We start from the raw sequence: 22,545 nt of genomic DNA, 5'->3' as shown, positions 1-22,545 counted from the left end.
AGATGAATGGAAAGCGTTCAGTAGGAATTTTGGCTACAGGCTCCTACACCCCCGAGCGGGTGTTGTCCAACTTTGATCTGGAAAAAATGGTGGATACCTCAGACGAATGGATCGTTTCGCGTACAGGTATCCGCGAAAGACGTATCAGTTCTACGGAACAGGCTTCTTCTGACCTTGCTTTTGAAGCAGCAAAAAAAGCGCTGGAAAACGCGAAAATTAGTGCGGAACAACTGGATATGATTATTGTCGCAACCGTGACACCAGACATGATGTTTCCTTCGACTGCCTGCATCTTGCAGGAAAAACTAGGGGCAAAGCGCGCGTCGGCATTAGACGTATCCGCAGCTTGCACTGGCTTCTTGTATGGAATCACGACAGCGACTCAGTTTATTGCAGGTGGAATGTATAAATATGTTTTGGTTGTAGGGGTAGAAACCCTCTCGAAAATTACGAACTACGAAGACCGGAATACTTGCGTCCTGTTTGGGGATGGAGCAGGAGCAGCAGTCATCGGTGAAGTGAAGGAGGGCTTTGGCTTCCAATCATTCGAGCTGGGTGCAGATGGTACAGGTGGACCACTTTTGTGCCAGCCTGCAGGGGGCTCGAGAATTCCTGCTTCCAGCGAATCGGTTGAGAAGAATCTACATACTCTCTTCATGGCTGGAGGCGAGGTCTTCAAATTCGCTGTTCGCGTCATGAATTCGGCGACGGAAGCAGTATTGTCCAAAGCGGGCATCGCTAAAGAAGAAATTGACCTGTTGGTCCCACATCAGGCGAACAAGCGCATTATCGATGCAGCTGTTCAACGCTTTGGTTTGTCCGAAGAAAAAGTAGCCATCAACCTCGATCGCTATGGAAACATGTCTTCCGCATCGATCCCTGTAGCACTGGATGAGGCGGTGCAAGCAGGTCGCGTGAAGGAAGGGGATCATATTGTCCTCGTTGGCTTCGGTGGCGGTTTGACTTGGGGAGCGTCTCTCTTGAAATGGTCGACTGCTTCCGTTGAAGGGAGCGAAAAGTAATGGGAAAGGTAGCATTTGTCTTCCCGGGGCAAGGTTCGCAATTCGTAGGAATGGGACAGGCGCTCGCTGACCAATCAGCGGCCGCGCGCCGTGTGTTTGAAGAGGCAGATGAAGCGCTGGGCTTTTCGCTCTCTCAGTTGTGCTACGAAGGTCCAGAAGAAGACCTCAAGCTGACAGCCAACACCCAGCCAGCTATTCTGACAACGAGCATCGCTGTTTTGGCGGCCTTAAAAGAAAAACAACCTGACTTCAAGCCAGCCTTTGTGGCTGGACATAGCCTGGGCGAATATTCTGCTTTGGTTGCAGCAGAAGCTTTGGCATTTGCGGATGCTGTAAAAACAGTAAGGTCCCGTGGACAATTCATGGAGGAGGCAGTTCCGGCTGGACAGGGGGCAATGGCTGCTGTTTTGAATATGGATCGTGCCGCACTTCATGCCGTTTGTGAAGAAGTGACTGCATCGGGTCACCCGGTCCAACTCGCGAATCTCAACTCTCCAGGACAGATCGTCATTTCTGGATCGGCAGAGGGTGTCAAGCTGGCTGGTGAACAAGCGAAGGCAGCAGGAGCAAAACGGGTGCTTCCGCTTAATGTAAGTGGTCCGTTCCATTCCAGTCTGATGCAGCCTGCCGCTGACAAGCTGCAAGCCGTACTGGCAGGTGTGACTGTGCAGAATGCGAAAGTACCTGTTGTCGCCAATGTGAGCGCAAAACCGGTCGAAGAAGCTGCTTCGATTGTAGATAGCTTGATCACGCAAGTTTGTGCCCCGGTACTGTGGGAAGACTCTGTACAGTGGATGGTAGAACAAGGTGTGACGACTTTTGTTGAAATCGGTCCTGGCAAGGTATTGGCTGGTTTGATCAAGAAAATAGCGTCTTCTGAAACGACCATAATTTCTGTACAAGATATGGATTCGCTTACTGAGCTTTTAAACGGAGGGGTACTATGCTAGCAGGAAAAACAGCACTCGTTACAGGGGCGTCGCGCGGCATCGGTCGTGCGATTGCGCTAAAACTGGCAGAAGCAGGCGCGAATGTTGTGGTGAACTACGCAGGTAGTGAAGCCGCCGCCAGCGAAACAGTTGCACTCATCAAGGAAATGGGTCGCGATGCAATCACAATTCGCGCCAATGTATCTTCTACGGATGATGTCAATGATATGTTCAAAGCGGCGCTTGATCATTTTGGAGCCATTGACATTCTTGTAAATAACGCAGGGATTACACGCGATAATTTGCTGATGCGAATGAAAGAAGAAGAGTGGGATGATGTCATCGCTACAAATCTGAAGGGCGTATTTAACTGCTTGAAAGCAGCGACTCGTCCGATGATGAAGCAGCGTTCTGGCAAGATTATTAATATCACTTCGGTTGTTGGGGTACTCGGCAATGCGGGTCAGGCTAACTACGTAGCCGCTAAAGCAGGTGTAATCGGTCTTACCAAAACAGCGGCGCGCGAGCTGGCTAGCCGTGGCATCACCGTGAACGCTGTAGCCCCTGGCTTTATTGATACGGAAATGACGGCCGTTTTGCCTGAGGATGTAAAGGCAGGCTTGGTGAGTCAAATTCCTTTGGCCCGCTTGGGTCAAACGGATGATATCGCTTCTGTCGTGTTGTTCCTCGCTTCTGATGCAGCGAACTACATGACAGGTCAGACATTGCATGTAGATGGCGGCATGTACATGTAAAAATCTTTGAGAAGAAGTTCAAGTCTTGTTTCCTACGAACTGGTTTTTTCAAAGCTCATCCACTATAATACGGGAGAGGGGGTGAAGCAAGATGGCAGATACATTGGAGCGTGTGAAGAAAATCATCGTCGATCGTCTGGGTGTAGATGAGTCCAAGATTACTTTGGAAGCTTCTTTCAAAGAAGACCTGGGCGCTGACTCCCTGGATGTAGTAGAACTCGTAATGGAACTCGAAGACGAGTTTGATTTAGAGATTTCTGACGAAGATGCTGAAAAGATCACTTCTGTTGGTGAGGTTGTAAAATACATAGAATCTCAGAAGTAGATAAATCAGTTGGAAGTCCCGTACTCTACGGGACTTCTCCTTCAATTATCGCTTAGTACATACCATTCACTGTTACTTTTGTTAGACGCGTGAAGTAAGAAGCTGGCTGCTGACTTTCATATAGAGGTGATCGTAATGAAACGAAGAGTGGTGATAACTGGCGTTGGTGTTGTCTCCCCGGTGGGAAATGACGCGCAGACCTTCTGGAACAGCTTAATGGAAGGCAAATCAGGCATTGACCGCCTGACTGCGTTTGACGCCTCTGATTATCCAACACAGATTGCGGGAGAAGTGAAGGATTTTGATCCCGAGCTGTATATGGACAAAAAAGAAATACGACGTACAGACCGATTCGTTCAGTTTGGTTTGGCAGCTGCCAAAATGGCAGTAGAAGACGCAAAACTGGAAATCACGCCAGAAAATGCGGAACGAGTGGGTGTATACATCGGGTCCGGAATTGGCGGTCTGTCAACATGGGAAGATCAGCATTCCGTACTTTTGGAAAAAGGGCCTCGCCGTGTGAGCCCGTTCTTTATCCCCATGCTGATTGCGAACATGGCATCTGGTGCCGTATCGATTCAATATGGTGCCAAAGGACCTACATCCAGTGCAATTACTGCATGTGCGACTGGTACCAACGCGATTGGTGATGCTCTTCGTTTGATCCAGTTTGATCATGCAGATGTCATGATTGCAGGTGGAGCGGAAGCGACTGTCCGTCCGATGGCATTCGCTGGTTTTTGCTCGGCCAAAGCGATGTCTACCCGCAATGACGATCCACAAAAAGCAAGCCGTCCGTTTGATAAAGATCGGGACGGGTTCGTGATGGGTGAGGGTGCCGGCGTCGTTATTTTGGAAGAGCTGGAACACGCGAAAAAGCGTGGTGCGAACATCATTGCTGAAGTGATTGGATATGGAATGAGCGCGGATGCGCATCACATTACGTCTCCGTCACCAGGTGGTGAAGGTGCAGCGCGTTGCATGACAAACGCATTGAAAGATGCTGGCATTGATCCTGCCGAAGTTGATTATATTAATGCACATGGTACTTCTACGGACCAAGGCGATATTGCTGAGACGCAAGCGATCAAGGCCGTTTTTGGTGAACACGCTTACAAGCTGGCTGTCAGCTCCACCAAATCCATGACAGGACATTTGCTTGGAGCAACAGGCGGAATTGAGGCGATCGCCTCTGCATACGCACTGCGTGATCAAATCCTGCCGCCTACCATCAACCTGGAAAATCCTGATCCAGAATGCGATCTTGATTATGTTCCCAACCATGCGCGTCGGGCGACCGTCAATGTAGCTGTTTCCAATACATTTGGATTCGGCGGTCATAATGCAACGGTTGTCCTTAAGCGTTACGAAGCATAAATGAGTCCTACTGTGAGGAAAAGTAGGCAGTCTCCTGGAACGGTGGTGAGGGTGATGAGTTTTGCACAGCTGCAAGAAAAAATCGGAGTACGCTTTCATGATGAAAGCGTTTTGCGGCAAGCATTCACCCATTCTTCCTACGTGAACGAGCAACGAGGCAAACGGATATCTGACAATGAGCGGCTGGAGTTTTTAGGTGATGCCGTTTTGGAGTTGACTGTATCACAGTTTCTGTATAAGACATTTCCCAAAATGAGTGAAGGGGAAATGACAAAACTGCGAGCGGCCATCGTCTGCGAACCGTCTCTGGTTAAATTTGCCGAACTGCTGAATTTTGGCGATCTCGTTTTGCTGGGAAAAGGGGAAGAGCTGACGGGTGGCCGACAGCGACCAGCCTTGCTAGCGGACGTTTTTGAAGCATTTGTAGGTGCACTCTATTTAGATCAGGGAGTAGACGCTGTTTTCTCCTTTATGGAAAAATACGTCTATCCCAGGGTAGATAAGGGAGAGTTTGCCCAGGTAACCGACTTCAAGAGCCAGTTGCAGGAATTTGTTCAACAGGACAATCTGGGAGACATCCAGTATCGAATCGTCGAAGAAAAAGGACCGGCTCATAATCGAGAATTCGTGTCCGAAGTTCTTTTAAATAACCGTTCGCTTGGCATCGGCTCTGGCCGCTCCAAAAAAGAAGCGGAACAGCAAGCCGCTGCGCGTGCGCTAGTGATTCTGGGCGATAAATGATAGAACGAACAAGGGAGGCTGCATCATCTGTGAAAAGATGGTGCGGCTTTCGCCATTTTTGGCTGTAAACATAGGGAAATTACTGCGTGACGAAGCCTTCTATGATACACTTATTTCGATATGATCAAGTATGCTCGTAGTGGAGTAGCTCCTGTTCGATGCAGGGGCTTCTTTTCGGGTAACATTCGATCCAGATGACACCAATGGATGATGAGACTTTCACCGTCACTTCTATTGTTATGTGGTGAGGATGCGTTCTTAAGGAGGACCGTCAGTATGTATTTGAAACGCCTGGAACTGGCAGGATTCAAGTCCTTTGCCGACCGGACGGAGTTGGAATTTGTGCCGGGGGTAACAGCGGTTGTAGGTCCGAACGGGAGCGGAAAAAGCAACGTCTCCGATTCGATCCGCTGGGTACTGGGTGAACAGAGTGCCAAATCGCTTCGTGGGGCGAAGATGGAAGATATAATTTTTGCTGGCAGCGATACACGCAAGCCGGTGAACTTTGCTGAAGTAACGCTAACATTGGACAATACGGATCGCTCCCTCGACATGGAATATTCGGAAGTCTCCGTGACACGCCGAGTCTATCGCTCTGGGGATAGTGAGTATTACATAAACAACAGATCATGCCGTTTAAAAGATATTATGGAGCTGTTTATGGATACGGGCTTGGGAAAAGAAGCGTATTCCATTATTGGCCAAGGGAAAATTGAGGAGATCCTCAGCACCAAATCGGAAGATCGTCGAGGCATTTTTGAAGAGGCTGCTGGAATTGTGAAATACAAGACCCGCAAGCGTGAGGCGGAAAAGAAGCTCGATGATACGGAACAAAATCTGGTCCGAATCCACGATATCGTAAGTGAAATAAGCGAACAAATCGGTCCCTTGCAGGAGCAAGCAGAAACAGCGAGGACGTACAAGGAGCTGCATCGGAAGCTGGTTGAGCATGAGGTTGCCCTCTATGTTCAGCAAATAGAAGCCGCACACACCAAATGGGAGGATGCTTCTAAACGCGTGGTGGAGCTCCGGGAGCTCCTTGTCGGGCAGTCGTCGGAAGCAACCAAGCAAGAAGCAGATCTGGAGCAAGCGCGTTTTCATGTCACCCAAATCGACCAGTCAATCGAAGAACTACAGCACGTCCTGCTCACAGTCAGTGAAGAAACTGAAAAAGTAGAGGGGCAACGGGAAGTTTTGCGGGAACGCATGCGAAATCTGCATGCAAACCGTCAGCAGACGATGGAGCAGATGCATCGAATTACGGAAAAGCAGCACCTTTTGGAGTCAGAGCTGACGGAAGAACAGGAGCGAGCGCAAGAAGCCAAACGGAGGATGACTGAGGCGCATGAAGCGTTGCAAGAAGCGGAAGGCCAATTCTTTTCCATGGTACAGTCACTGACTGATGATGTTGAGAGACTGAAAGGCGATTATTTCGAAAAGCTGAACGAGATGGCCAATCAACGCAACGAGATTCGTCACCAGCAGCAGCTTGTCCAGACGAGTCAGGCCAGATTGGACCGTCAGATGTCGGGAAAAGAACAACTGGATCTGGAGGAGCAGCGGCGTCATGAAAAGCTGTCTACCTTAAAAGAGCAGCTAGAGGGCATTGAACGAAAGATCGTGGAGACCGTAACACGCTACAAACAGCTAATGGATGGTCTGCGCGATGGACAGGCTCGGATGGAGAGCGCACGCCGGGAGCTTCGTCAATACGAGCAAAAAAGGGAAGCTGCAAAGTCCCGTTTCGATCTGTTAAAAGAAATGCAGTCCGAGTTTGCCGGGTTTCAGCAGGGGGTAAAGGAAATCCTCAAGGCTCGGGAGCGCGGATTTAAAGGGATTCACGGTGCAGTAGCCGAACTGGTCGTTGTTCCCAAGCAATATGAGACTGCCTTGGAGGTAGCACTCGGTGGTGCTCTGCAAAATGTCGTTGTGGAAAACGAAGCGGCAGGACGCTCTGCCATCACGTACTTGAAACAACACAATGCGGGGCGTGCTACATTTTTGCCACTTGATGTCATACGGGCGCGTAATTTAGCTGCAGATGATAAACGACAACTGACTAAGGAAACAGGCGTCATCGGTATCGCGAGCGAGCTGGTGTCATTTGACGCTACTTATCGCCCGATCCTGGAAGCGCTGCTCGGTAACGTGATCGTAACGGAGACGCTGGAGCAAGCCAACAAGGTCGCCCGTACACTCAGTTATCGGTATCGCGTCGTCACTCTCGAAGGGGACATCGTGAATGCAGGCGGTTCGATGACAGGGGGCGCGCTCAAAAAAAATAGCACCAACCTGTTGGGGCGAAATCGCCAAGCAGAAGAACTGGAAGCGCAGATGGGGGATATCGATCAGGAAATTTCTGGACATACTACCCGTATCGAACAGCTAGCCAAAGAGCTTGACCAAATGGAACAAGAGCAGGAAGCGCTGCGGTCGGAAGGCGAGACCTTGCGTTTGAAAGAACAGGAAGTAAAAGGGCTTTTGCAACAAACCGAAGCAGAAGGTCGTTCACTCGGCGAGCGTACGAAGCTGGTCGAACAAGATATCGCTGGCTACAGGCGGGAAATGGAAGAAGCTCTTCGCAGGCAAGAGGAGCTCCAAGCCTCTTTAGCTACCATGGACCAAGAGGAAAAGGAACTCTCTGCCCAGGTTGCAGCCGCGGAAGCCAAGCGTCAAGAACAGCTCGAATCCAAAGAAGAGATGAATGAAAAAATCACGAGTCTCAAGGTGTTGAACGCACAGGTCAAGCAAGAATATCAATCCCGCCTGGAACAGACGGAGCGATTGGGCGAGCAAAAAGGTTTGTTGCAGCGGGAATGGGAAGAGCAAAACGAGAATTTAGCATCGTTTGACGAACTGGAACGTACAAACGAATCATCGGGAGCTCACCTGGACTCGCGAATTGCAGAATTACGTCAGGACAAAGACCGGGTGGCCGGCTTGATTTCTGAGCGTCGCAATGAACGAGCTACTCTTTTCTACAAACAGGAACAACTGGAACAGCAAGTAAAGGAAATTCGTCGCGAGGTCAAATCGCTTGAGGAGAAGCTGCACCAGGAAGAAGTGAAGGTAAACCGCAATGAGGTAGAACTGGATCATCTGCTCCACAAACTCTCCGAAGAATACGAAATGAGCTACGATCTGGCTAAACAAAAGTACCCTGCTCGTGGGGAAATTGCAGACGAAATGCAAATCGTCAACCGTCTCAAAAAGCAGATTGGTTCCTTGGGTACCGTGAATCTGGGAGCCATCGAAGAATATGAGCGACTGTCAGAGCGTCAGCAGTTCCTAAGCTCGCAGGAAGACGATTTGAACGAAGCGAAAGACATGCTGTACCAGGTCATTCAAGAAATGGACGTGGAAATGTCTAGGCGCTTCAAAGAGACATTTGATGCGATTTCCCTGCAGTTCCGCGATGTGTTTGTCCAATTGTTTGGAGGAGGACGTGCGGATCTCGTATTGTCCAATCCGGATAATCTGCTGGAGACCGGGATTGATATTGTGGCTCAGCCTCCGGGTAAAAAACTGCAAAATCTGGCGCTGCTCTCAGGCGGTGAGCGAGCCTTGACGGCAATGGCCCTGTTATTTGCCATTCTGCGCGTCAAGCCTGTTCCTTTCTGTGTGCTGGATGAGGTGGAAGCGGCTCTGGATGAGGCCAACGTCAACCGCTTTGCCGAGTACATGCACCATTTTAGCAGCCAAACACAGTTTATTTGCGTAACTCATCGCAAAGGAACAATGGAGTCCGCTGACGTGTTATACGGGATTACGATGCAAGAGGGCGGTGTCTCCAAGCTAGTTTCTGTGAAGCTGGAGGATAGCGACAAATTTATTGAATCAGCATCGTAGTCATTCTCTTTTTCAACCGACATTACCTGCAAAGGAAGATGGACATGAGTTTTTTCAAGCGCCTGCGTGACGCGATCGTACAAAAATCAGAAGATGTTACAAAAAAATTTACCGACGGACTAGCCAAGACGAGAGACCTTTTAGTCGAAAAAGTAGAGGATTTGGTTCGTCGCTATAAAAAAATTGATGATGACTTCTTTGATGAATTAGAAGAAATCTTGATTACTTCTGATGTCGGAGTCAATACGGTGATGGAGCTGATTGACGACCTTCGCACAGAAGTGCGCAAGCAAAAAATCGAAGATGCGATTGATCTTCAGCCGATTCTCTCTGAAAAACTGGTTGCTTTATTGAAGAACGACGAGGCGGCGGATACCGAGCTAAATGTACAAGACGGTCGTGTAAATGTTATTTTGTTCGTAGGGGTCAATGGGGTAGGAAAGACGACCACGATCGGAAAAATGGCGCATATGTTCAAGCAGCAAGGGAAAAAAGTTCTGCTCGCAGCAGGAGATACATTCCGTGCCGCCGCGATTGAGCAGCTGGAAGTTTGGGGTGAGCGTGTCGGCGTAGACGTGATCAAGCAGCAGCAGGGCTCTGATCCGGCAGCTGTCATTTACGACGCGGTCCAGGCTGCCAAATCTCGTCAGGTTGACGTGTTGTTGTGCGATACAGCGGGCCGCTTGCAAAACAAAGTGAACCTCATGGAGGAGCTGGCCAAGGTCCATCGCGTTCTGCAAAGAGAACTGCCTGGCGCTCCGCACGAAGTTCTCCTGGTGTTAGATGCTACAACCGGACAAAACGCGCTGTCCCAGGCAAAGACTTTTGGTCAATCGGCAGGCGTAAGCGGTCTTGTGCTGACCAAGCTGGATGGCACGGCGAAGGGCGGTATCGTCATCGCCATTCGTAATGAGCTGAATATCCCAGTAAAATATGTAGGGCTTGGCGAGCGAATGGATGACTTGCAGCAATTTGATCCTGAGCAATTTGTACATGCATTGTTTGCTGGATTGATTCAAAATGAAGAGACGAAAGCCCAAGAAAACGGATAAAATCAAGTAGAACCAAAATAAAAAAATGATGTCAATAAAAAACCTTGACACTAGGTGTGGAATTAGGTACTATAATCTACGTGCTGTAAAGAAAAAGTCTTTACAGATTTGAATCGAGTACCTCATAGCAAAGGATTGGTTTCATGTTAGAAAAGACCAATCAAGTCAATCTCTTGTTTGACTTTTACGCGCCGCTACTCAAGGGCAAGCAGCGAGAATATCTGGAGCTTTATTACCTGGATGATTTATCGCTCGGAGAAATTGCCGAGATGCACGAGGTAAGTCGCCAAGCTGTTTATGACCATATCAAGCGGGCAGAGAAGCAGCTGTTTGAGTACGATCAGAAGCTTCGTCTCGCAGAGCGTCATGAGAATCGGATGGCTGTACTGAACCGAATGACCGAGCTTGTAGAAGGGCTTGCGGAAGGCGGGACGAGAGACGAGCTGAACACTTTGCTCCACCAACTGTCAGAGATGGATTAGGAGGGCTCGTATGGCGTTTGAGAGCTTAGCCAATCGGCTGCAGAACGCATTTGACAAACTGCGCGGCAGAGGAAAGATTGACGAAACCATCGTCAATGAAGCGATGCGTGAAGTACGCCTGGCCCTGTTGGAAGCAGACGTTAACTTTAAAGTAGTAAAAGACTTCGTAGCTCGTGTCAAGGAGCGCGCTGTCGGTCAGGAAGTCATGAAAAGCCTGACACCTGGTCAAATGGTGATCAAGATCGTAAATGAGGAGCTTGTCGCCCTGATGGGTGGCAGCGTGGCCGGGCTTACGATGGCGAACCGACCGCCGACCGTCATTATGATGGCAGGTCTGCAAGGTGCAGGTAAAACGACTACGACCGGTAAGCTGGCCAAGCATTTGCAAAAGCAAAACAAGAAGCCGCTTTTGGTAGCGGGGGACATCTATCGTCCTGCTGCGATTAAACAGCTTCAAGTTTTAGGGGATCAGCTGAATGTTCCCGTCTTCACTCTCGGTGATCAAGTCAGTCCAGTCGATATCGCTCGGCAGGCAATCGACCACGCGAAAACGAATCATCTCGACGTAGTCATCATCGATACGGCAGGTCGCCTGCACATTGACGAGGCACTGATGGACGAGTTGAAACAGATTCGCGACGTAACCAAGCCTGATGAGATTCTCTTGGTTGTGGATGCGATGACTGGTCAAGATGCCGTCAATGTGGCAGAGAGCTTTAACAGCCAGCTCGAATTGACTGGTGTGGTTCTCACCAAGCTCGATGGCGATACCAGGGGCGGTGCGGCACTTTCCGTAAAAGCTGTCACTGGCAAGCCGATCAAATTCGCGGCGATGGGTGAAAAACTGGATGCGCTTGAACCGTTTCATCCGGATCGCATGGCCTCCCGTATCCTCGGTATGGGTGACGTGCTCAGCCTGATTGAAAAAGCTCAGGCATCCGTCGATGAAGACAAAGCACGCGATATGGAACGCCAAATGCGTCAAGGTGAGTTTTCCTTTGACATGTTCTTGGATTCCATGCAGCAGCTTCGCAATCTAGGTCCCTTCGAAGACATTCTCGGGATGTTGCCAGGAATGAACAAGATGAAGGGCAAAATGAACGTGGACGAGAAGCAGATTGCCCGAGTGGAAGCGATCGCCAAATCCATGACCAAAGCGGAGCGCGCCAATCCTGATCTTCTCAACGCCAACCGACGCAAGCGTATTGCAAGCGGTAGCGGAACAAGCATTCAGGAAGTGAATCGTTTCCTCAAGCAATTCGAGGAAATGAAGAAAATGATGAAGCAATTCTCTGGCGCTGCTGACAAAATGGTCAAGAAGTCGAAGAAAAAGGGCTTCGCTGGTCTACCATTCATGGGTAAAGGCGGAGGAAACAACCAAGGCGGCATGAACTTTCCCTTTAACTTTAAACCACCGTTCAAGTAAAAAGGCATGATCTCTTCGCGACGCTGACTTGTCAGTGGATGCGATGGTTCAGATATAGTAGCACCAACGCTAGTGTAACTTGCGTTGATCCATACAGGAGGTGACACAACATGGCAGTTAAAATCCGTCTGAAGCGTATGGGTTCCAAGAAAGCTCCTTTCTACCGTGTAGTAGTAGCTGACTCTCGTTCCCCTCGCGATGGCCGTTTCATTGAAGAAATCGGTTACTACAATCCGGTTGCACAACCGGCAGTGGTGAAAATTGATACCGAAAAAGCGGTACAATGGATCCTGAATGGTGCAGCTCCGACTGATACCGTTCGTAACCTTCTCTCCAAAGAAGGCGTAATGGCAAAAGTACACGAAACCAAATACGGCAAATAAGTCGATCATCTGGGGGTCTGATGATGAAAGCGCTGGTCGAAACGATCGCTAAAGCTCTCGTCGATCATCCGAATGAGGTTCGTGTTAACGCAGTGGATAAAGAGCGCACTCTCGTCTTTGAGTTGTCGGTTCACCCTGATGATATGGGGAAGATCATCGGCAAGCAAGGACGGATTGCCAAGGCACTGCGCACGGTCGTGATGGCGGCTTCCGTGGAAACGGACAAGCGTGTCACGGTTGAGATTGTTTGAGAAAAGGCTGGGAGCTTTCCCAGTCTTTTTTCTACGTATTTTTGCGCGTTTGGGATAACTCTTGCGCGTAAAGGAGTGCTTGATAATGCTCACGATTTTTCGTTCGGTACAGGTCAAGATCATCATGACGGAAGCGTCTCGTGCCGTGCTCGTAGCTCAGTACAGAAACCAACTGCAACAGCGCAATGAGGAATGGGAGCAGTGGCAGTTTCAAGCCAAAAAAATACTGGCTGATGCGAGAAAAAAGTCTGCGGATACATATGCACTAGCGCAAGAGAAAATCGCTCGGGAAGAACGTTTGCGCAAAGAAAAAATAGAGAATCTAACGCTGCAGCTCGATCAGGTGGAAAACCTGCCTGTGGGCAGCGAGTTGGATTATCAGACTATCCAAAGCCCCGTGACGATTCAAGTAGGCGATATTTGGGATGAAAAGATGGCAGGAACGGAAATCATGTTAAAAGATGGCCGTGTTCATGAGATACGTCAAAAAACTTGAGCTCGCTGGCTGGTACGTAAAAAGGAGGCATGTTCCTTGGATCAGAAAAACTATTTTGGTGTAGGCAGGCTCGTAAATACCCACGGGCTGCGCGGAGAAGTAAGGGTTACGCCTACGACGGATTTCCCCGATCAACGTTTTCGCAAAGGGAATGAGCTGTTTTTGTTTCATCCGTCGCTATCGGAGCCATTAAAACTGAAAATCGCAACACGCCGTTCTCATAAGGGCTTTGAGGTTTTGAGCTTTCATGGATACAGCAATATTAATGATATCGAGAAGTACAAGGGTGGAGAGCTGAAAATCCCCGAGGATGCGCTCATGGAGCTTGAAGAGGATGAGTTTTACATCCATCAGCTCGTCGGATGCGATGTCGTGACAGACGAAGGGGAAGAGCTGGGCAAGATTGTGGATGTCATACAGCCCGGTGCTAACGATGTCTGGGTAGTGAAAGGAAAACGCGGCGAAATCCTGCTCCCCTACATCGATGATTGCATCAAGAAAGTAGATATCGCGAACAAGCGAGTCATCTGTCATCTGATGGAAGGATTGCTGTAGGGAGGAGAGTGTCAGATGCGGATTGATATTCTTACATTGTTTCCAGAGATGGTTACCCCAGTTCTGTCTAGTAGTATCTTGGGAAAAGCGAGCGAAAAGGAGATTGCGGACTTTCACGTCCATAATTTTCGCGATTTCTCAGAAAGCAAACACGGAACAGTAGATGATACGCCGTACGGTGGCGGCGGTGGAATGGTGTTAAAGCCAGAGCCATTGTTTAGGGCTGTAGAATCTATGGCTACCGACAAAGACAAAAAACCTCGTGTCATCCTCATGTGTCCACAGGGCGTCCCGTATCATCAAAAGCTCGCAGAAGAGTTAGCTAAGGAGGAACACCTGGTCTTTATTTGCGGACACTATGAGGGGTACGATGAGCGCATTCGTGAGCATCTGGTTACCGATGAGATTTCCATTGGCGATTACGTACTGACTGGCGGCGAGCTGGCTGCCATGGTTGTCATTGACAGTGTCGTTCGTCTGCAGCCGGGAGCATTGGGAAACCAGACATCTGCAGTAGAAGACTCATTTTCTACTGGGCTGCTCGAATACCCGCATTACACCAGACCAGCCGAATATCGTGGTTGGAAAGTACCAGATGTGTTGCTGTCTGGACACCATGCCAATATTGAAACCTGGCGTCTCAAAGAATCACTGAGGAGAACGAGTGAACGCAGACCAGATCTGCTGGATAAGCTGGAGCTGACCACTGAAATGAAAAAGCTGCTGGCCGAACTGGAGCAAGAGAAAAAATGGGAGGACAAATCGTAGAACCTCCTTGTGGTTTTTCGCCCACTGTGTTAATATATCTCTTGTGGCAATTTTGCCCGCTGACTAAGGCGGTCCGCTACTCGTAACTCAGTTATGACTGAGCCTATTGGATAGACGAGTAAGAACGTCTGATCGGAAGGAGGGAATTCAAATGAACCAAGTAATCCGTGAATTGGAAAAAGAGCAATTGAAACAGGACATTCCTGCGTTCCGACCTGGTGACACCGTTCGTGTACACGTTAAGGTTATCGAGGGTCAGCGTGAGCGTATTCAGCTGTTCGAAGGCGTAGTAATCCGCCGTCGTGGTACAGGTGTCAGCGAAACTTTCACTGCTCGTAAGATTTCTTACGGAGTAGGTGTTGAGCGTACATTCCCAGTGCACACGCCTAAGATCGACAAGATCGAAATCGTGCGTCATGGTAAAGTACGTCGTGCGAAACTGTACTATCTGCGCGATCGCGTAGGTAAAGCAGCTCGTATTAAAGAAATTCGTCGATAAGCGTTTCATAACGCATGAGAAAGGGGACTGGTCTGCTAGCCAGGCCTCTTTTTTCCATTTTGCTTGCAGCTAAGGCTACGCTCACATGGTTGACGTAGCCACGTTTTCTACTATTCGCTAAAATTCTCCCACTAAACTTGTGTCACGCCTCCCTGAGCTGGCATCGTTAGTGGATTTTTTCAGAATGGACGAGCTTGCATAGGAGGATCTTAAAACATGAGCGAAGAAGTTACCTCCAGCCGCGCCAAGAAGAACGAGCTATGGGAATGGTTAAAGGCGCTCGGAATAGCGATTGTACTAGCGTTTCTGATCCGTACGTTCCTGTTCGCTCCCTTTATTGTAGAGGGCGAATCAATGGAAACCACTTTACATAACAGTGAAAAATTAGTCGTGAATAAGGCTATTTACTATTTGCAAGACCCGCAGCCAGGAGATATCATTGTGTTCCACGCCGAGCAGACACGCGATTATATTAAACGAGTAATTGCGGTTGCTGGAGATACGGTCGAGGTAAAGAACGATCAGCTTCTGGTAAACGGAAAATTGGTAGAAGAGCCTTATCTTGCACAACATAAAGAACAAGCGAAATTACAGGGTGAGCCATTTTTCACCAATGATTTCCCGCCGGTTCAAATACCAGCCGGACACATTTTTGTTATGGGAGATAATCGACTCAACAGTCACGACAGCCGGGCAATAGGGCCTGTTGCTACAAGTACCGTTGTTGGGCGGGCGGAATTTACATTCTGGCCGATCGGAGATATCCGTATGACTCGATAAGTTTACTAGCATAGCTCCAAGGTAGGTGAGACATCATGGCGATCCAATGGTTTCCTGGCCATATGGCAAAGGCACGCCGACAAGTAACGGAAAAGCTGAAACTGATTGACGTGGTCATCGAGCTTTTGGATGCACGTCTTCCGTTGTCCAGCCGAAATCCGATGATTGATGAGATTGTCAGCGATAAACCCCGATTAATTTTACTAAACAAAGCCGACTTGGCTGATGAAAAAGCGACTGACGAATGGATTGCGTATTTCCGCAAGCTGGGCATTCGCACATTGCCGATTGATGCATTAAGCGGTAAAGGTGTGAACAAGCTTCCTGAGCTGTGCAAAGAGCAAGCGGCTGAGATGTTGGCGAAACGAACCGAGCGAGGGATGCAAGGACGGGCGATTCGCATCATGATTCTCGGTATTCCAAATGTGGGCAAGTCCTCATTGATTAACCGGCTGTCCAAGCGCGCTGTAGCACAGACTGGTGACCGTCCTGCCGTAACCAAAGCGCAGCAATGGGTGAAGATGGGCGATACACTGGAGCTTTTGGACACCCCGGGAATTTTGTGGCCCAAATTCGAAGACCAAATGGTAGGCCTCAGACTCGCGGCCAGCGGGGCGATTAAAGATGAACTGATCGACTTCTCTGAGGTTGCTCTGTTCGTCATCAGTTACATGATGCATTATTATCCGGAACGCTTGCTGGAACGATTCAAGATGAAAGAACTGCCCGAGGATCGAATCACGATGCTCGAGGAGATCGGCAAGAAGCGAGGATGCCTCATTTCAGGCGGAAATATTGATTATGATAAGGCGGCCGAAATCTTCCTACGTGAACTGCGCTCTGGCAAGCTGGGGACGGTATCATTAGAGCGACCGATTGACTGGGAAATGGAAGAGCCGATCGGAAAACCTGTATCCTTCCCTGAATGAGTGCAGTGAGCCCGTAAAAAACCTGTCTATCGACAATCCGGTAGGCGGTTTTTTTTTGATTGACTGCCGCTGTCCTTGAGCCAGGATTGAAAAAGTTTCGATACATAACTGAAGGAGAAATGAGTCAATGAATTTGTCCGAACTGTCGATAAAAGAAATACGGATGGCGATCGAAAAAATGGACGAAGTACCCAAAGATTTTTTACAATCGTTAAAAGAGGATCAGCGGGCAGGTGTCCAAGCTTTGGCTCGCCAGATGGAGGCGGCTATTGCTCGACAGGAAAAGCTTGCCGCGATGTGGACGGAAATGACGCACTTTGAACGAACGCTCCGTGCCAGAGGTCACGTTCACCTGTTTGGAGTGGATGAAGTAGGCAGAGGCCCATTGGCTGGGCCTGTTGTGGCATGTGCCGTATGCCTTCCAGAAGATTTTTACTTACCCGGATTAAATGATTCCAAAAAAGTTCCGGTTGCTACACGGGAAGCTTTTTATGAGGTAATCATGCGGGATGCACAAGCGGTAGGAATAGGAATCGTCGATGCTGCGAGAATTGACGCAATCAATATCCTGCAGGCAACCAAAGAGGCGATGAAGTGTGCTATTGACAATGCAGGCTTCGTTCCAGATGCATGTCTGATTGACGCCGTCCAAATCGACGGTCTTATTTGTGAGCAGGTTCCGATTATTGGCGGTGATGCAAAAAGTATATCGATTGCTGCAGCCTCCATTGTCGCCAAGGTAACGCGGGACCGGATGATGGCAGAATACGCGAATGAGTATCCAGAGTATGGATTTGAAAAGCATGCAGGCTACGGTACGGCTGAGCATCTGGCTGCCATCGCTCGCTTCGGACCAACGCCGATTCATCGCATGACTTTTACCGGTGTAAAAGAACAGGCTTAATTCCTGCGGTATACTCTCAACGTGAAGGAGGAGGTTTCCCATGTTTTCCCCCTCGCAATTGATACAATCAGTAGTGCAGCGATCACCCATTTCGACTCCAAAGCCGGTGGAACTCACCCCTGGCCAGGTGTTTAAAGGCACAGTCATCAAGCAATATCCGGACAACATGGCGCTGGTGCAAATCGGCGGGATGCAGGTCCAGGCTAAAATGGAAGCAAACCTGGAGCCGGGGCAAAAAGCGTGGCTGCAAGTGCAACCAACTGCAGACGTCGTTACCTTGAAGGTTTTGGAAACTGCATCTACAGGGGCCGGGAAAGAGGCGACGCTGGAGGGCTTGATGCGTTCTCTGGGGCTTCCGGAGAGCAAAGAGAGTAGAGCCATTGTTTCTGCTCTGCTGCATGCTAATTTGCCAGTGAACAAGGAAACGGTACAAGCGTTTTCTGCGGTAGCGCAGCGACAGGGAATGGATGATGCTACGATTGAGGCATTCATGCTGGCAGCGAAACGAAATCTCCCCCTGACTCACGATACCATTTCAGGGCTCAAAGCTTTTTTGTCTGCAAAACCAATCGGCCAAGTGATGCAGCAATTTCAACAACAAGCCTCGCTTTTTTTAGAAGCGGACACAGCAGCACCCATGCCGATGGGACAAGCTGCCCGCCAAGACCAGACTAATTCGTCCCATCTGGATCTGCGTCAGGTAGTAGGTCAATTGAAGGAAAAGCTGGCTGCTCTACCGATGACAGTTGCTGGGGAAGGTACGTTAGCAGAGGCAGATGCGTCGCTCCAAGCTGGTTCGAATAAGCCGGCTGCCAGTCCTTCTGCTGGACAGATAGCAACAACGACTGGTACAGGAAGTCTACAACAAGCTCCCGCCGCAATGACCCAAGCGAAGGGTACGGATTCCTCTGCGAAACAGATGTTGGCTGGTGAACAGATCAGCCTGCTAAAAACGACAGCAGATGGAGCCGTTGTGCAAAAGGAAGTGGCACAAAGTAATGGGAGCCAGCCGAGTACTGGAATTGGAAATCAGAGCGTAGGTACCGCAAGTGGACAAATCATGAACAGTAGGGGAATGGTTGTACAGGAGGGGGCGAGTCAGTCCATCATCGTCATTCCAAATGGCGGGCAACCGCAGCCACAGCGGGGTGTTTCATTGACGAGGGGAGAGTCAGAAAAATCAATCGTTGACGTCCCTGTGAAAGCAAATTCATCCGCTCCAGCAAATGTTCAAACGACGGCTTCCGCGTCAGCGCCCTCTAATCCAATTGCGGAACTGTTTCGTCAGCTGGGAGTTGGGCATGAACGCAACATCATGGGACAGACCCTGTCCGGTGGCTCGCTTGATGCAGGTGTTCATAAACAAATGGAATCCGTCAAATCATTGCTCCTGCAAATCACCCAAGCCCCACCTCAAACTGTCCCGACTGCACTGCGAGAGGCGGCAGATCAGATGCTGCAGCAAGTCACGGGCCAGCAGCTCATGATGCTTCAACCTCCCAGTCAGGCATTGTCCCAGATCGTTCTGCAGATCCCGATACGCTCTGAACAGGGTGAGGATACAGCCTTTGTACAGATCGAATCCAAGAAAAAAGATGGTGGGCAGGTGGACGCGGAGAACTGCCGCTTGTTTTTCCATTTGGAGCTGCAATCGATGGGGACGACGATGATTGACGTAAGTATCGTAAATCGCATTGTCAATCTCCAGATCTTCAATGATACCAAGTGGGTGGAATCGCTAGTGTCAGGGATGAAGGACAGTTTTTCTGTACAGCTTCAGGAAGTCGGTTACCACCTGTCAGCAATGCGCATTCAGCCCGTTCCTGATGAGCGTAGTCGGATGTCAGGCCAAGCGGGAGCAAAGCGTGCCGCTCTCTCGGATTACAAAGGAGTGGATCTGCGCGTATGAGTCAATCCTTTACTCCAGAGAATAAACGAATACAGGCAGTGGCCCTCAAATATCAAGCAGGGACTATGGATGCTCCTAAAGTTGTGGCTAAGGGGAAAGGCTACGTCGCCGAAAACATTCTCAAGACAGCAAAGGAACATCATATTCCGGTCCAGGAAGATCCGTCGCTCGTGGAAGTCCTTGGGAAATTGGACTTAAATCAGCAAATTCCTCCTGAGCTGTATCAGGTGGTCGCCGAAATTCTTGCTTTCGTCTATCGCTTGGACAAAGTAGGGGGTGACCGGTGATGAAGGATCGCCGCCGGATTCTTGGGCAAAAGGGAGAAGAGATGGCTGAGGCATTTCTGGAGCAAAAGGGGTATCGCATAGTCGAACGCAATGCTCGCACGAAACGTGGGGAGATTGATATAATCGCAATGGACGGGACTTCGCTGGTGTTCGTAGAAGTTCGGACAAGAAGCAGTCACACTTTTGGCACCGCGGCCGAGTCAATTACATGGAGAAAAAGACAAAAGCTGCGTGAGCTCGCCATGGAGTATTTGCAAACGACGACGGGGTATGTTCCATCCTTTCGATTTGATGTGATCGCAATTGAATGTTCCAATCAGGGCGCTTTGAAAGAACAGCTGCAAATCCAGCACATCGAGCAGGCATTTTAGTCCGTCAATTGCGTAAGCTGAAAAAATAACGCCTTTCCTAAAAAAGGGCTCTAGACCATCTGTTTATTGGGGATATGTCTACAGCAACCGCCTTGCACCCGGCGTATGATGTACTGTACTCGACGCGATGAAACTCCTCCAAGCATCAACATTTGCCCTCCAGCATGGTTGCTGGAAGGCTTTTTTTTTATCAGATCAAATATCTAGAAAACATTTGATAAATAAAAAAACAAATGTTTTTCAAAAAAAGCGTCTTTTTCATGTGACATTTTTCCAGTTCATTCGTCAAATAAAGTATAGGAATCCACTTGGAGGTAAATATGAAACAGACGAAAAACAAAATGATGAAAAATGTCGCCATTGCAATTGCGACTATTTGCTCCGTACAGTTTTCTCTTACAGGCATGGCTTCAGCACAGACAGTGAATTCAGCAACTACTTACAGTGCTGTAGCAAAGGCTTATTCAGAGAAACTTCAAGCTGATAAACCTGTGATAACTGTCTCACCTGGAGATACATATACAATCGAGCTTACTTATAACGGCCGGACACTCGATAATGCAAAGGTAGATTGGAGCGTAACAAATTCCTCCATTGCCGCTGTTAAAAATGGAGGAATCTTAGGTAAAAGATCGGGAACAGTCATCATTACTGCTTCCTATAACGATGAAGAGGTCTATATTCTGCTCAACGTTACAAAAGTGGATATTCTCGAGGCAAATAGCAGTACTATTTCTCTGAAAAAAGGAAATGAAAAAACAATTACGTTGAAATACAACAACAAAAGTATTTCAGGGACCAGTGCAACATGGACTACTTCAAATACCGATGTGGCTACCGTCAAAAATGGTGTAGTTACTGGCAAATCTGCGGGTACTGCAGTCATTACGGCTAGATACAATGGGCAAACGGTGAGAGTTACAGTGAACGTAGACAGCAACGCGTCAGGAAAGTTAGACGTAGTCGATACGGAAATTTCCATGAAAAAAGGCGAGAAAGAAACGATAACCTTATTCTATGACGGATCAAAACTTACAGGATCGAAAGCTATATGGAATACGTCAAAAGCTGCAGTGGCTACTGTAAATGATGGAGTGATCACTGCCAAAGGCAAAGGAACGGCGACAATCACGGCAGAGTACAAAGGTTACGAGGTTGAAATTGAAGTAAAAGTTGATGACAAAGATTCCCAAAAGCTAGCAGTAGTCGATTCGGAAATCTCGATGAGAAAAGGCGAGAAAGAAACGGTAACCTTATTCTATGATGGATCAAAACTTGCAGGATCAAAAGCTACATGGAATACGTCGAAAGCTGCAGTGGCTACGGTAACGGATGGAGTGATTACTGCCAAAGGCAAAGGAACGGCGACAATCACGGCAGAGTACAAAGGTTACGAGGTTGAAATTGAAGTAAAAGTTGATGACAAAGATTCCAAAAAGCTAGCAGTAGTCGATTCGGAAATCTCGATGAGAAAAGGCGAGAAAGAAACGGTAACCTTATTCTATGATGGATCAAAACTTGCAGGATCAAAAGCTACATGGAATACCTCGAAAGCTGCAGTGGCTACGGTAACGGATGGAGTAATTACTGCTAAAGGCGAAGGAACGGCGACAATCAAGGCCGAGTACAAAGACGAAAAAGTAGAAATTGAAGTAAAGGTTGAAGAGAAAAATTCCAAAATGCTGGAAGCTGACGAAACGAAGGTAAATCTTAAAAAAGGGAAAAAAGAAACTATCAAATTAAAGTATGATGGCAGAAGCATCTCAGGCTCAAAAGCAACCTGGAAAACGTCCAAATCCTCCGTTGCAACTGTAGACGATGATGGCGTCATTACTGCAAAAGCAAAAGGTACCGCTACGATCACTGCTTCGTACAAATCGGAAAGTGTTAAAATCGAAGTCAACGTCGATACGACTGGCTCTTCTGACACGTTGGAAGCATCAAAGACCAAATTGTCATTGGATAAGGGCGATAAGGCAACAATTAAATTGACCTATGATGGCAGCTCGCTCTCCGGAACGAAGGCTTCCTGGAGCACCTCCAAATCTTCCGTCGCGACAGTGAGCAGCAGCGGAGAAGTTACAGCCAAGGCAAAAGGCACTGCGACCATCACCGCCAAGTACAAGGGGGGAGAAGTAGAAATTGAGGTTAATGTAGATACAGATGGCTCTGGCTCTGATTCACTGGAAGCAGATGATACGAGCATTAGCATCAAAAAAGGCGATACAGAGACCATTGGTTTAACATACAATAATAAATCCATCTCTAACAGCAAGGCAACCTGGACAACGTCTAAATCGTCTGTTGCAACCGTAAATCGCGGTGTTGTTAAAGGGAAAGCAAAAGGAACTGCAACGATTACCGCTGAATACAAAGGGGAAAAAGTGAAAATTAAAGTTACCGTAAAATAAAGAAGGCTGAAGCTCACTGGGTCAATCGTTGTTGATTCAGTGGG

The 22,545-nt window shown here is 48.6% G+C and carries 23 protein-coding genes; all 23 read left to right on the top strand.

What is annotated here, in order from left to right; translation table 11 throughout:
* Positions 1-2: 2 nt before the first annotated feature.
* Complete coding sequence (locus ACIFQN_RS19210) at positions 3-1,022, top strand: beta-ketoacyl-ACP synthase III (RefSeq protein WP_429834917.1); 1,020 nt, start codon at positions 3-5, stop codon at positions 1,020-1,022.
* Positions 1,022-1,972 (top strand): ACP S-malonyltransferase, encoded by a 951-nt coding sequence (gene fabD / locus ACIFQN_RS19205; RefSeq protein WP_429834624.1) that lies wholly within the window; start codon positions 1,022-1,024, stop codon positions 1,970-1,972. The genes ACIFQN_RS19210 and fabD overlap by 1 nt, the downstream gene beginning before the upstream one ends.
* Positions 1,966-2,706, top strand: a complete 741-nt coding sequence (fabG, locus tag ACIFQN_RS19200) for a 3-oxoacyl-[acyl-carrier-protein] reductase (protein ID WP_429834623.1) — start codon at positions 1,966-1,968, stop codon at positions 2,704-2,706. The genes fabD and fabG overlap by 7 nt, the downstream gene beginning before the upstream one ends.
* A gap of 91 nt (positions 2,707-2,797) precedes the next feature.
* The gene (gene acpP, locus ACIFQN_RS19195; protein ID WP_049738730.1) at positions 2,798-3,031 is read left to right on the top strand and encodes an acyl carrier protein; all 234 of its coding nucleotides are present in this window, start codon (positions 2,798-2,800) and stop codon (positions 3,029-3,031) included.
* A gap of 135 nt (positions 3,032-3,166) precedes the next feature.
* The gene (fabF, locus tag ACIFQN_RS19190) at positions 3,167-4,408 is read left to right on the top strand and encodes a beta-ketoacyl-ACP synthase II (RefSeq protein ID WP_429834622.1); all 1,242 of its coding nucleotides are present in this window, start codon (positions 3,167-3,169) and stop codon (positions 4,406-4,408) included.
* Between the two features lie 54 nt (positions 4,409-4,462).
* A complete protein-coding gene (gene rnc / locus ACIFQN_RS19185; RefSeq protein WP_429834621.1) occupies positions 4,463-5,149 on the top strand; it encodes a ribonuclease III in 687 nt (228 codons plus the stop codon).
* 276 nt (positions 5,150-5,425) lie between these two features.
* Positions 5,426-8,998, top strand: a complete 3,573-nt coding sequence (smc, locus tag ACIFQN_RS19180) for a chromosome segregation protein SMC (protein ID WP_429834620.1) — start codon at positions 5,426-5,428, stop codon at positions 8,996-8,998.
* Between the two features lie 44 nt (positions 8,999-9,042).
* Positions 9,043-10,050, top strand: coding sequence for a signal recognition particle-docking protein FtsY (gene ftsY, locus ACIFQN_RS19175; RefSeq protein ID WP_429834619.1), 1,008 nt, complete (start codon positions 9,043-9,045; stop codon positions 10,048-10,050).
* Between the two features lie 143 nt (positions 10,051-10,193).
* On the top strand, positions 10,194-10,532 hold the full coding sequence (locus ACIFQN_RS19170; protein ID WP_429834618.1) for a putative DNA-binding protein: 339 nt from the start codon (positions 10,194-10,196) through the stop codon (positions 10,530-10,532).
* A 10-nt stretch (positions 10,533-10,542) separates the two neighbouring features.
* Positions 10,543-11,958 carry a signal recognition particle protein gene (gene ffh, locus ACIFQN_RS19165; RefSeq protein WP_429834617.1) on the top strand — a complete coding sequence of 472 codons (1,416 nt, stop codon included), beginning with the start codon at positions 10,543-10,545 and terminating at the stop codon, positions 11,956-11,958.
* Positions 11,959-12,068: 110 nt separating this feature from the next.
* Positions 12,069-12,341: a 30S ribosomal protein S16 gene (gene rpsP, locus ACIFQN_RS19160; RefSeq protein WP_092266620.1), complete on the top strand. Its 273-nt coding sequence runs from the start codon at positions 12,069-12,071 to the stop codon at positions 12,339-12,341.
* Between the two features lie 23 nt (positions 12,342-12,364).
* Entirely contained in the window at positions 12,365-12,592 is a 228-nt protein-coding gene (locus tag ACIFQN_RS19155; protein ID WP_005834320.1) for a KH domain-containing protein, read from the top strand.
* A gap of 85 nt (positions 12,593-12,677) precedes the next feature.
* On the top strand, positions 12,678-13,088 hold the full coding sequence (locus ACIFQN_RS19150; RefSeq protein WP_429834616.1) for a YlqD family protein: 411 nt from the start codon (positions 12,678-12,680) through the stop codon (positions 13,086-13,088).
* A 36-nt stretch (positions 13,089-13,124) separates the two neighbouring features.
* Positions 13,125-13,643 carry a ribosome maturation factor RimM gene (gene rimM / locus ACIFQN_RS19145; protein WP_429834615.1) on the top strand — a complete coding sequence of 173 codons (519 nt, stop codon included), beginning with the start codon at positions 13,125-13,127 and terminating at the stop codon, positions 13,641-13,643.
* A gap of 15 nt (positions 13,644-13,658) precedes the next feature.
* Positions 13,659-14,411 carry a tRNA (guanosine(37)-N1)-methyltransferase TrmD gene (trmD, locus tag ACIFQN_RS19140; RefSeq protein ID WP_429834614.1) on the top strand — a complete coding sequence of 251 codons (753 nt, stop codon included), beginning with the start codon at positions 13,659-13,661 and terminating at the stop codon, positions 14,409-14,411.
* Positions 14,412-14,562: 151 nt separating this feature from the next.
* Positions 14,563-14,910: a 50S ribosomal protein L19 gene (gene rplS / locus ACIFQN_RS19135; protein WP_049738740.1), complete on the top strand. Its 348-nt coding sequence runs from the start codon at positions 14,563-14,565 to the stop codon at positions 14,908-14,910.
* A gap of 216 nt (positions 14,911-15,126) precedes the next feature.
* On the top strand, positions 15,127-15,690 hold the full coding sequence (gene lepB / locus ACIFQN_RS19130; RefSeq protein WP_429834613.1) for a signal peptidase I: 564 nt from the start codon (positions 15,127-15,129) through the stop codon (positions 15,688-15,690).
* 35 nt (positions 15,691-15,725) lie between these two features.
* Positions 15,726-16,619 carry a ribosome biogenesis GTPase YlqF gene (gene ylqF, locus ACIFQN_RS19125; protein WP_429834612.1) on the top strand — a complete coding sequence of 298 codons (894 nt, stop codon included), beginning with the start codon at positions 15,726-15,728 and terminating at the stop codon, positions 16,617-16,619.
* Positions 16,620-16,746: 127 nt separating this feature from the next.
* On the top strand, positions 16,747-17,523 hold the full coding sequence (locus tag ACIFQN_RS19120; protein WP_429834611.1) for a ribonuclease HII: 777 nt from the start codon (positions 16,747-16,749) through the stop codon (positions 17,521-17,523).
* Between the two features lie 40 nt (positions 17,524-17,563).
* Complete coding sequence (locus ACIFQN_RS19115; protein WP_429834610.1) at positions 17,564-19,432, top strand: hypothetical protein; 1,869 nt, start codon at positions 17,564-17,566, stop codon at positions 19,430-19,432.
* A complete protein-coding gene (locus ACIFQN_RS19110) occupies positions 19,429-19,719 on the top strand; it encodes an EscU/YscU/HrcU family type III secretion system export apparatus switch protein (protein WP_429834609.1) in 291 nt (96 codons plus the stop codon). Before ACIFQN_RS19115 ends, ACIFQN_RS19110 begins: the two co-directional genes overlap by 4 nt.
* The gene (locus ACIFQN_RS19105) at positions 19,719-20,090 is read left to right on the top strand and encodes a YraN family protein (protein WP_429834608.1); all 372 of its coding nucleotides are present in this window, start codon (positions 19,719-19,721) and stop codon (positions 20,088-20,090) included. The genes ACIFQN_RS19110 and ACIFQN_RS19105 overlap by 1 nt, the downstream gene beginning before the upstream one ends.
* Positions 20,091-20,410: 320 nt before the next feature.
* Positions 20,411-22,501, top strand: coding sequence for an Ig-like domain-containing protein (locus ACIFQN_RS19100; protein ID WP_429834607.1), 2,091 nt, complete (start codon positions 20,411-20,413; stop codon positions 22,499-22,501).
* The last annotated feature ends 44 nt before the right edge of the window (positions 22,502-22,545 follow it).

Source organism: Brevibacillus sp. NRS-1366 (genome assembly GCF_050467985.1).
Note: the sequence above shows the minus strand (reverse complement) of the source record. Positions and strands in the feature narration are given on the sequence as shown.

Excerpts from the sequence above, each read along its gene's own strand:
- ACIFQN_RS19210 (WP_429834917.1), top strand. The coding sequence starts at position 3 with ATGAATGGAAAGCGTTCAGTAGGAATTTTGGCTACAGGCTCCTACACC.
- fabD (WP_429834624.1), top strand. The coding sequence starts at position 1,022 with ATGGGAAAGGTAGCATTTGTCTTCCCGGGGCAAGGTTCGCAATTCGTA.
- fabG (WP_429834623.1), top strand. The coding sequence starts at position 1,966 with ATGCTAGCAGGAAAAACAGCACTCGTTACAGGGGCGTCGCGCGGCATC.
- acpP (WP_049738730.1), top strand. The coding sequence starts at position 2,798 with ATGGCAGATACATTGGAGCGTGTGAAGAAAATCATCGTCGATCGTCTG.
- fabF (WP_429834622.1), top strand. The coding sequence starts at position 3,167 with ATGAAACGAAGAGTGGTGATAACTGGCGTTGGTGTTGTCTCCCCGGTG.
- rnc (WP_429834621.1), top strand. The coding sequence starts at position 4,463 with ATGAGTTTTGCACAGCTGCAAGAAAAAATCGGAGTACGCTTTCATGAT.
- smc (WP_429834620.1), top strand. The coding sequence starts at position 5,426 with ATGTATTTGAAACGCCTGGAACTGGCAGGATTCAAGTCCTTTGCCGAC.
- ftsY (WP_429834619.1), top strand. The coding sequence starts at position 9,043 with ATGAGTTTTTTCAAGCGCCTGCGTGACGCGATCGTACAAAAATCAGAA.
- ACIFQN_RS19170 (WP_429834618.1), top strand. The coding sequence starts at position 10,194 with ATGTTAGAAAAGACCAATCAAGTCAATCTCTTGTTTGACTTTTACGCG.
- ffh (WP_429834617.1), top strand. The coding sequence starts at position 10,543 with ATGGCGTTTGAGAGCTTAGCCAATCGGCTGCAGAACGCATTTGACAAA.
- rpsP (WP_092266620.1), top strand. The coding sequence starts at position 12,069 with ATGGCAGTTAAAATCCGTCTGAAGCGTATGGGTTCCAAGAAAGCTCCT.
- ACIFQN_RS19155 (WP_005834320.1), top strand. The coding sequence starts at position 12,365 with ATGAAAGCGCTGGTCGAAACGATCGCTAAAGCTCTCGTCGATCATCCG.
- ACIFQN_RS19150 (WP_429834616.1), top strand. The coding sequence starts at position 12,678 with ATGCTCACGATTTTTCGTTCGGTACAGGTCAAGATCATCATGACGGAA.
- trmD (WP_429834614.1), top strand. The coding sequence starts at position 13,659 with ATGCGGATTGATATTCTTACATTGTTTCCAGAGATGGTTACCCCAGTT.
- rplS (WP_049738740.1), top strand. The coding sequence starts at position 14,563 with ATGAACCAAGTAATCCGTGAATTGGAAAAAGAGCAATTGAAACAGGAC.
- lepB (WP_429834613.1), top strand. The coding sequence starts at position 15,127 with ATGAGCGAAGAAGTTACCTCCAGCCGCGCCAAGAAGAACGAGCTATGG.
- ylqF (WP_429834612.1), top strand. The coding sequence starts at position 15,726 with ATGGCGATCCAATGGTTTCCTGGCCATATGGCAAAGGCACGCCGACAA.
- ACIFQN_RS19120 (WP_429834611.1), top strand. The coding sequence starts at position 16,747 with ATGAATTTGTCCGAACTGTCGATAAAAGAAATACGGATGGCGATCGAA.
- ACIFQN_RS19115 (WP_429834610.1), top strand. The coding sequence starts at position 17,564 with ATGTTTTCCCCCTCGCAATTGATACAATCAGTAGTGCAGCGATCACCC.
- ACIFQN_RS19110 (WP_429834609.1), top strand. The coding sequence starts at position 19,429 with ATGAGTCAATCCTTTACTCCAGAGAATAAACGAATACAGGCAGTGGCC.
- ACIFQN_RS19105 (WP_429834608.1), top strand. The coding sequence starts at position 19,719 with ATGAAGGATCGCCGCCGGATTCTTGGGCAAAAGGGAGAAGAGATGGCT.
- ACIFQN_RS19100 (WP_429834607.1), top strand. The coding sequence starts at position 20,411 with ATGAAACAGACGAAAAACAAAATGATGAAAAATGTCGCCATTGCAATT.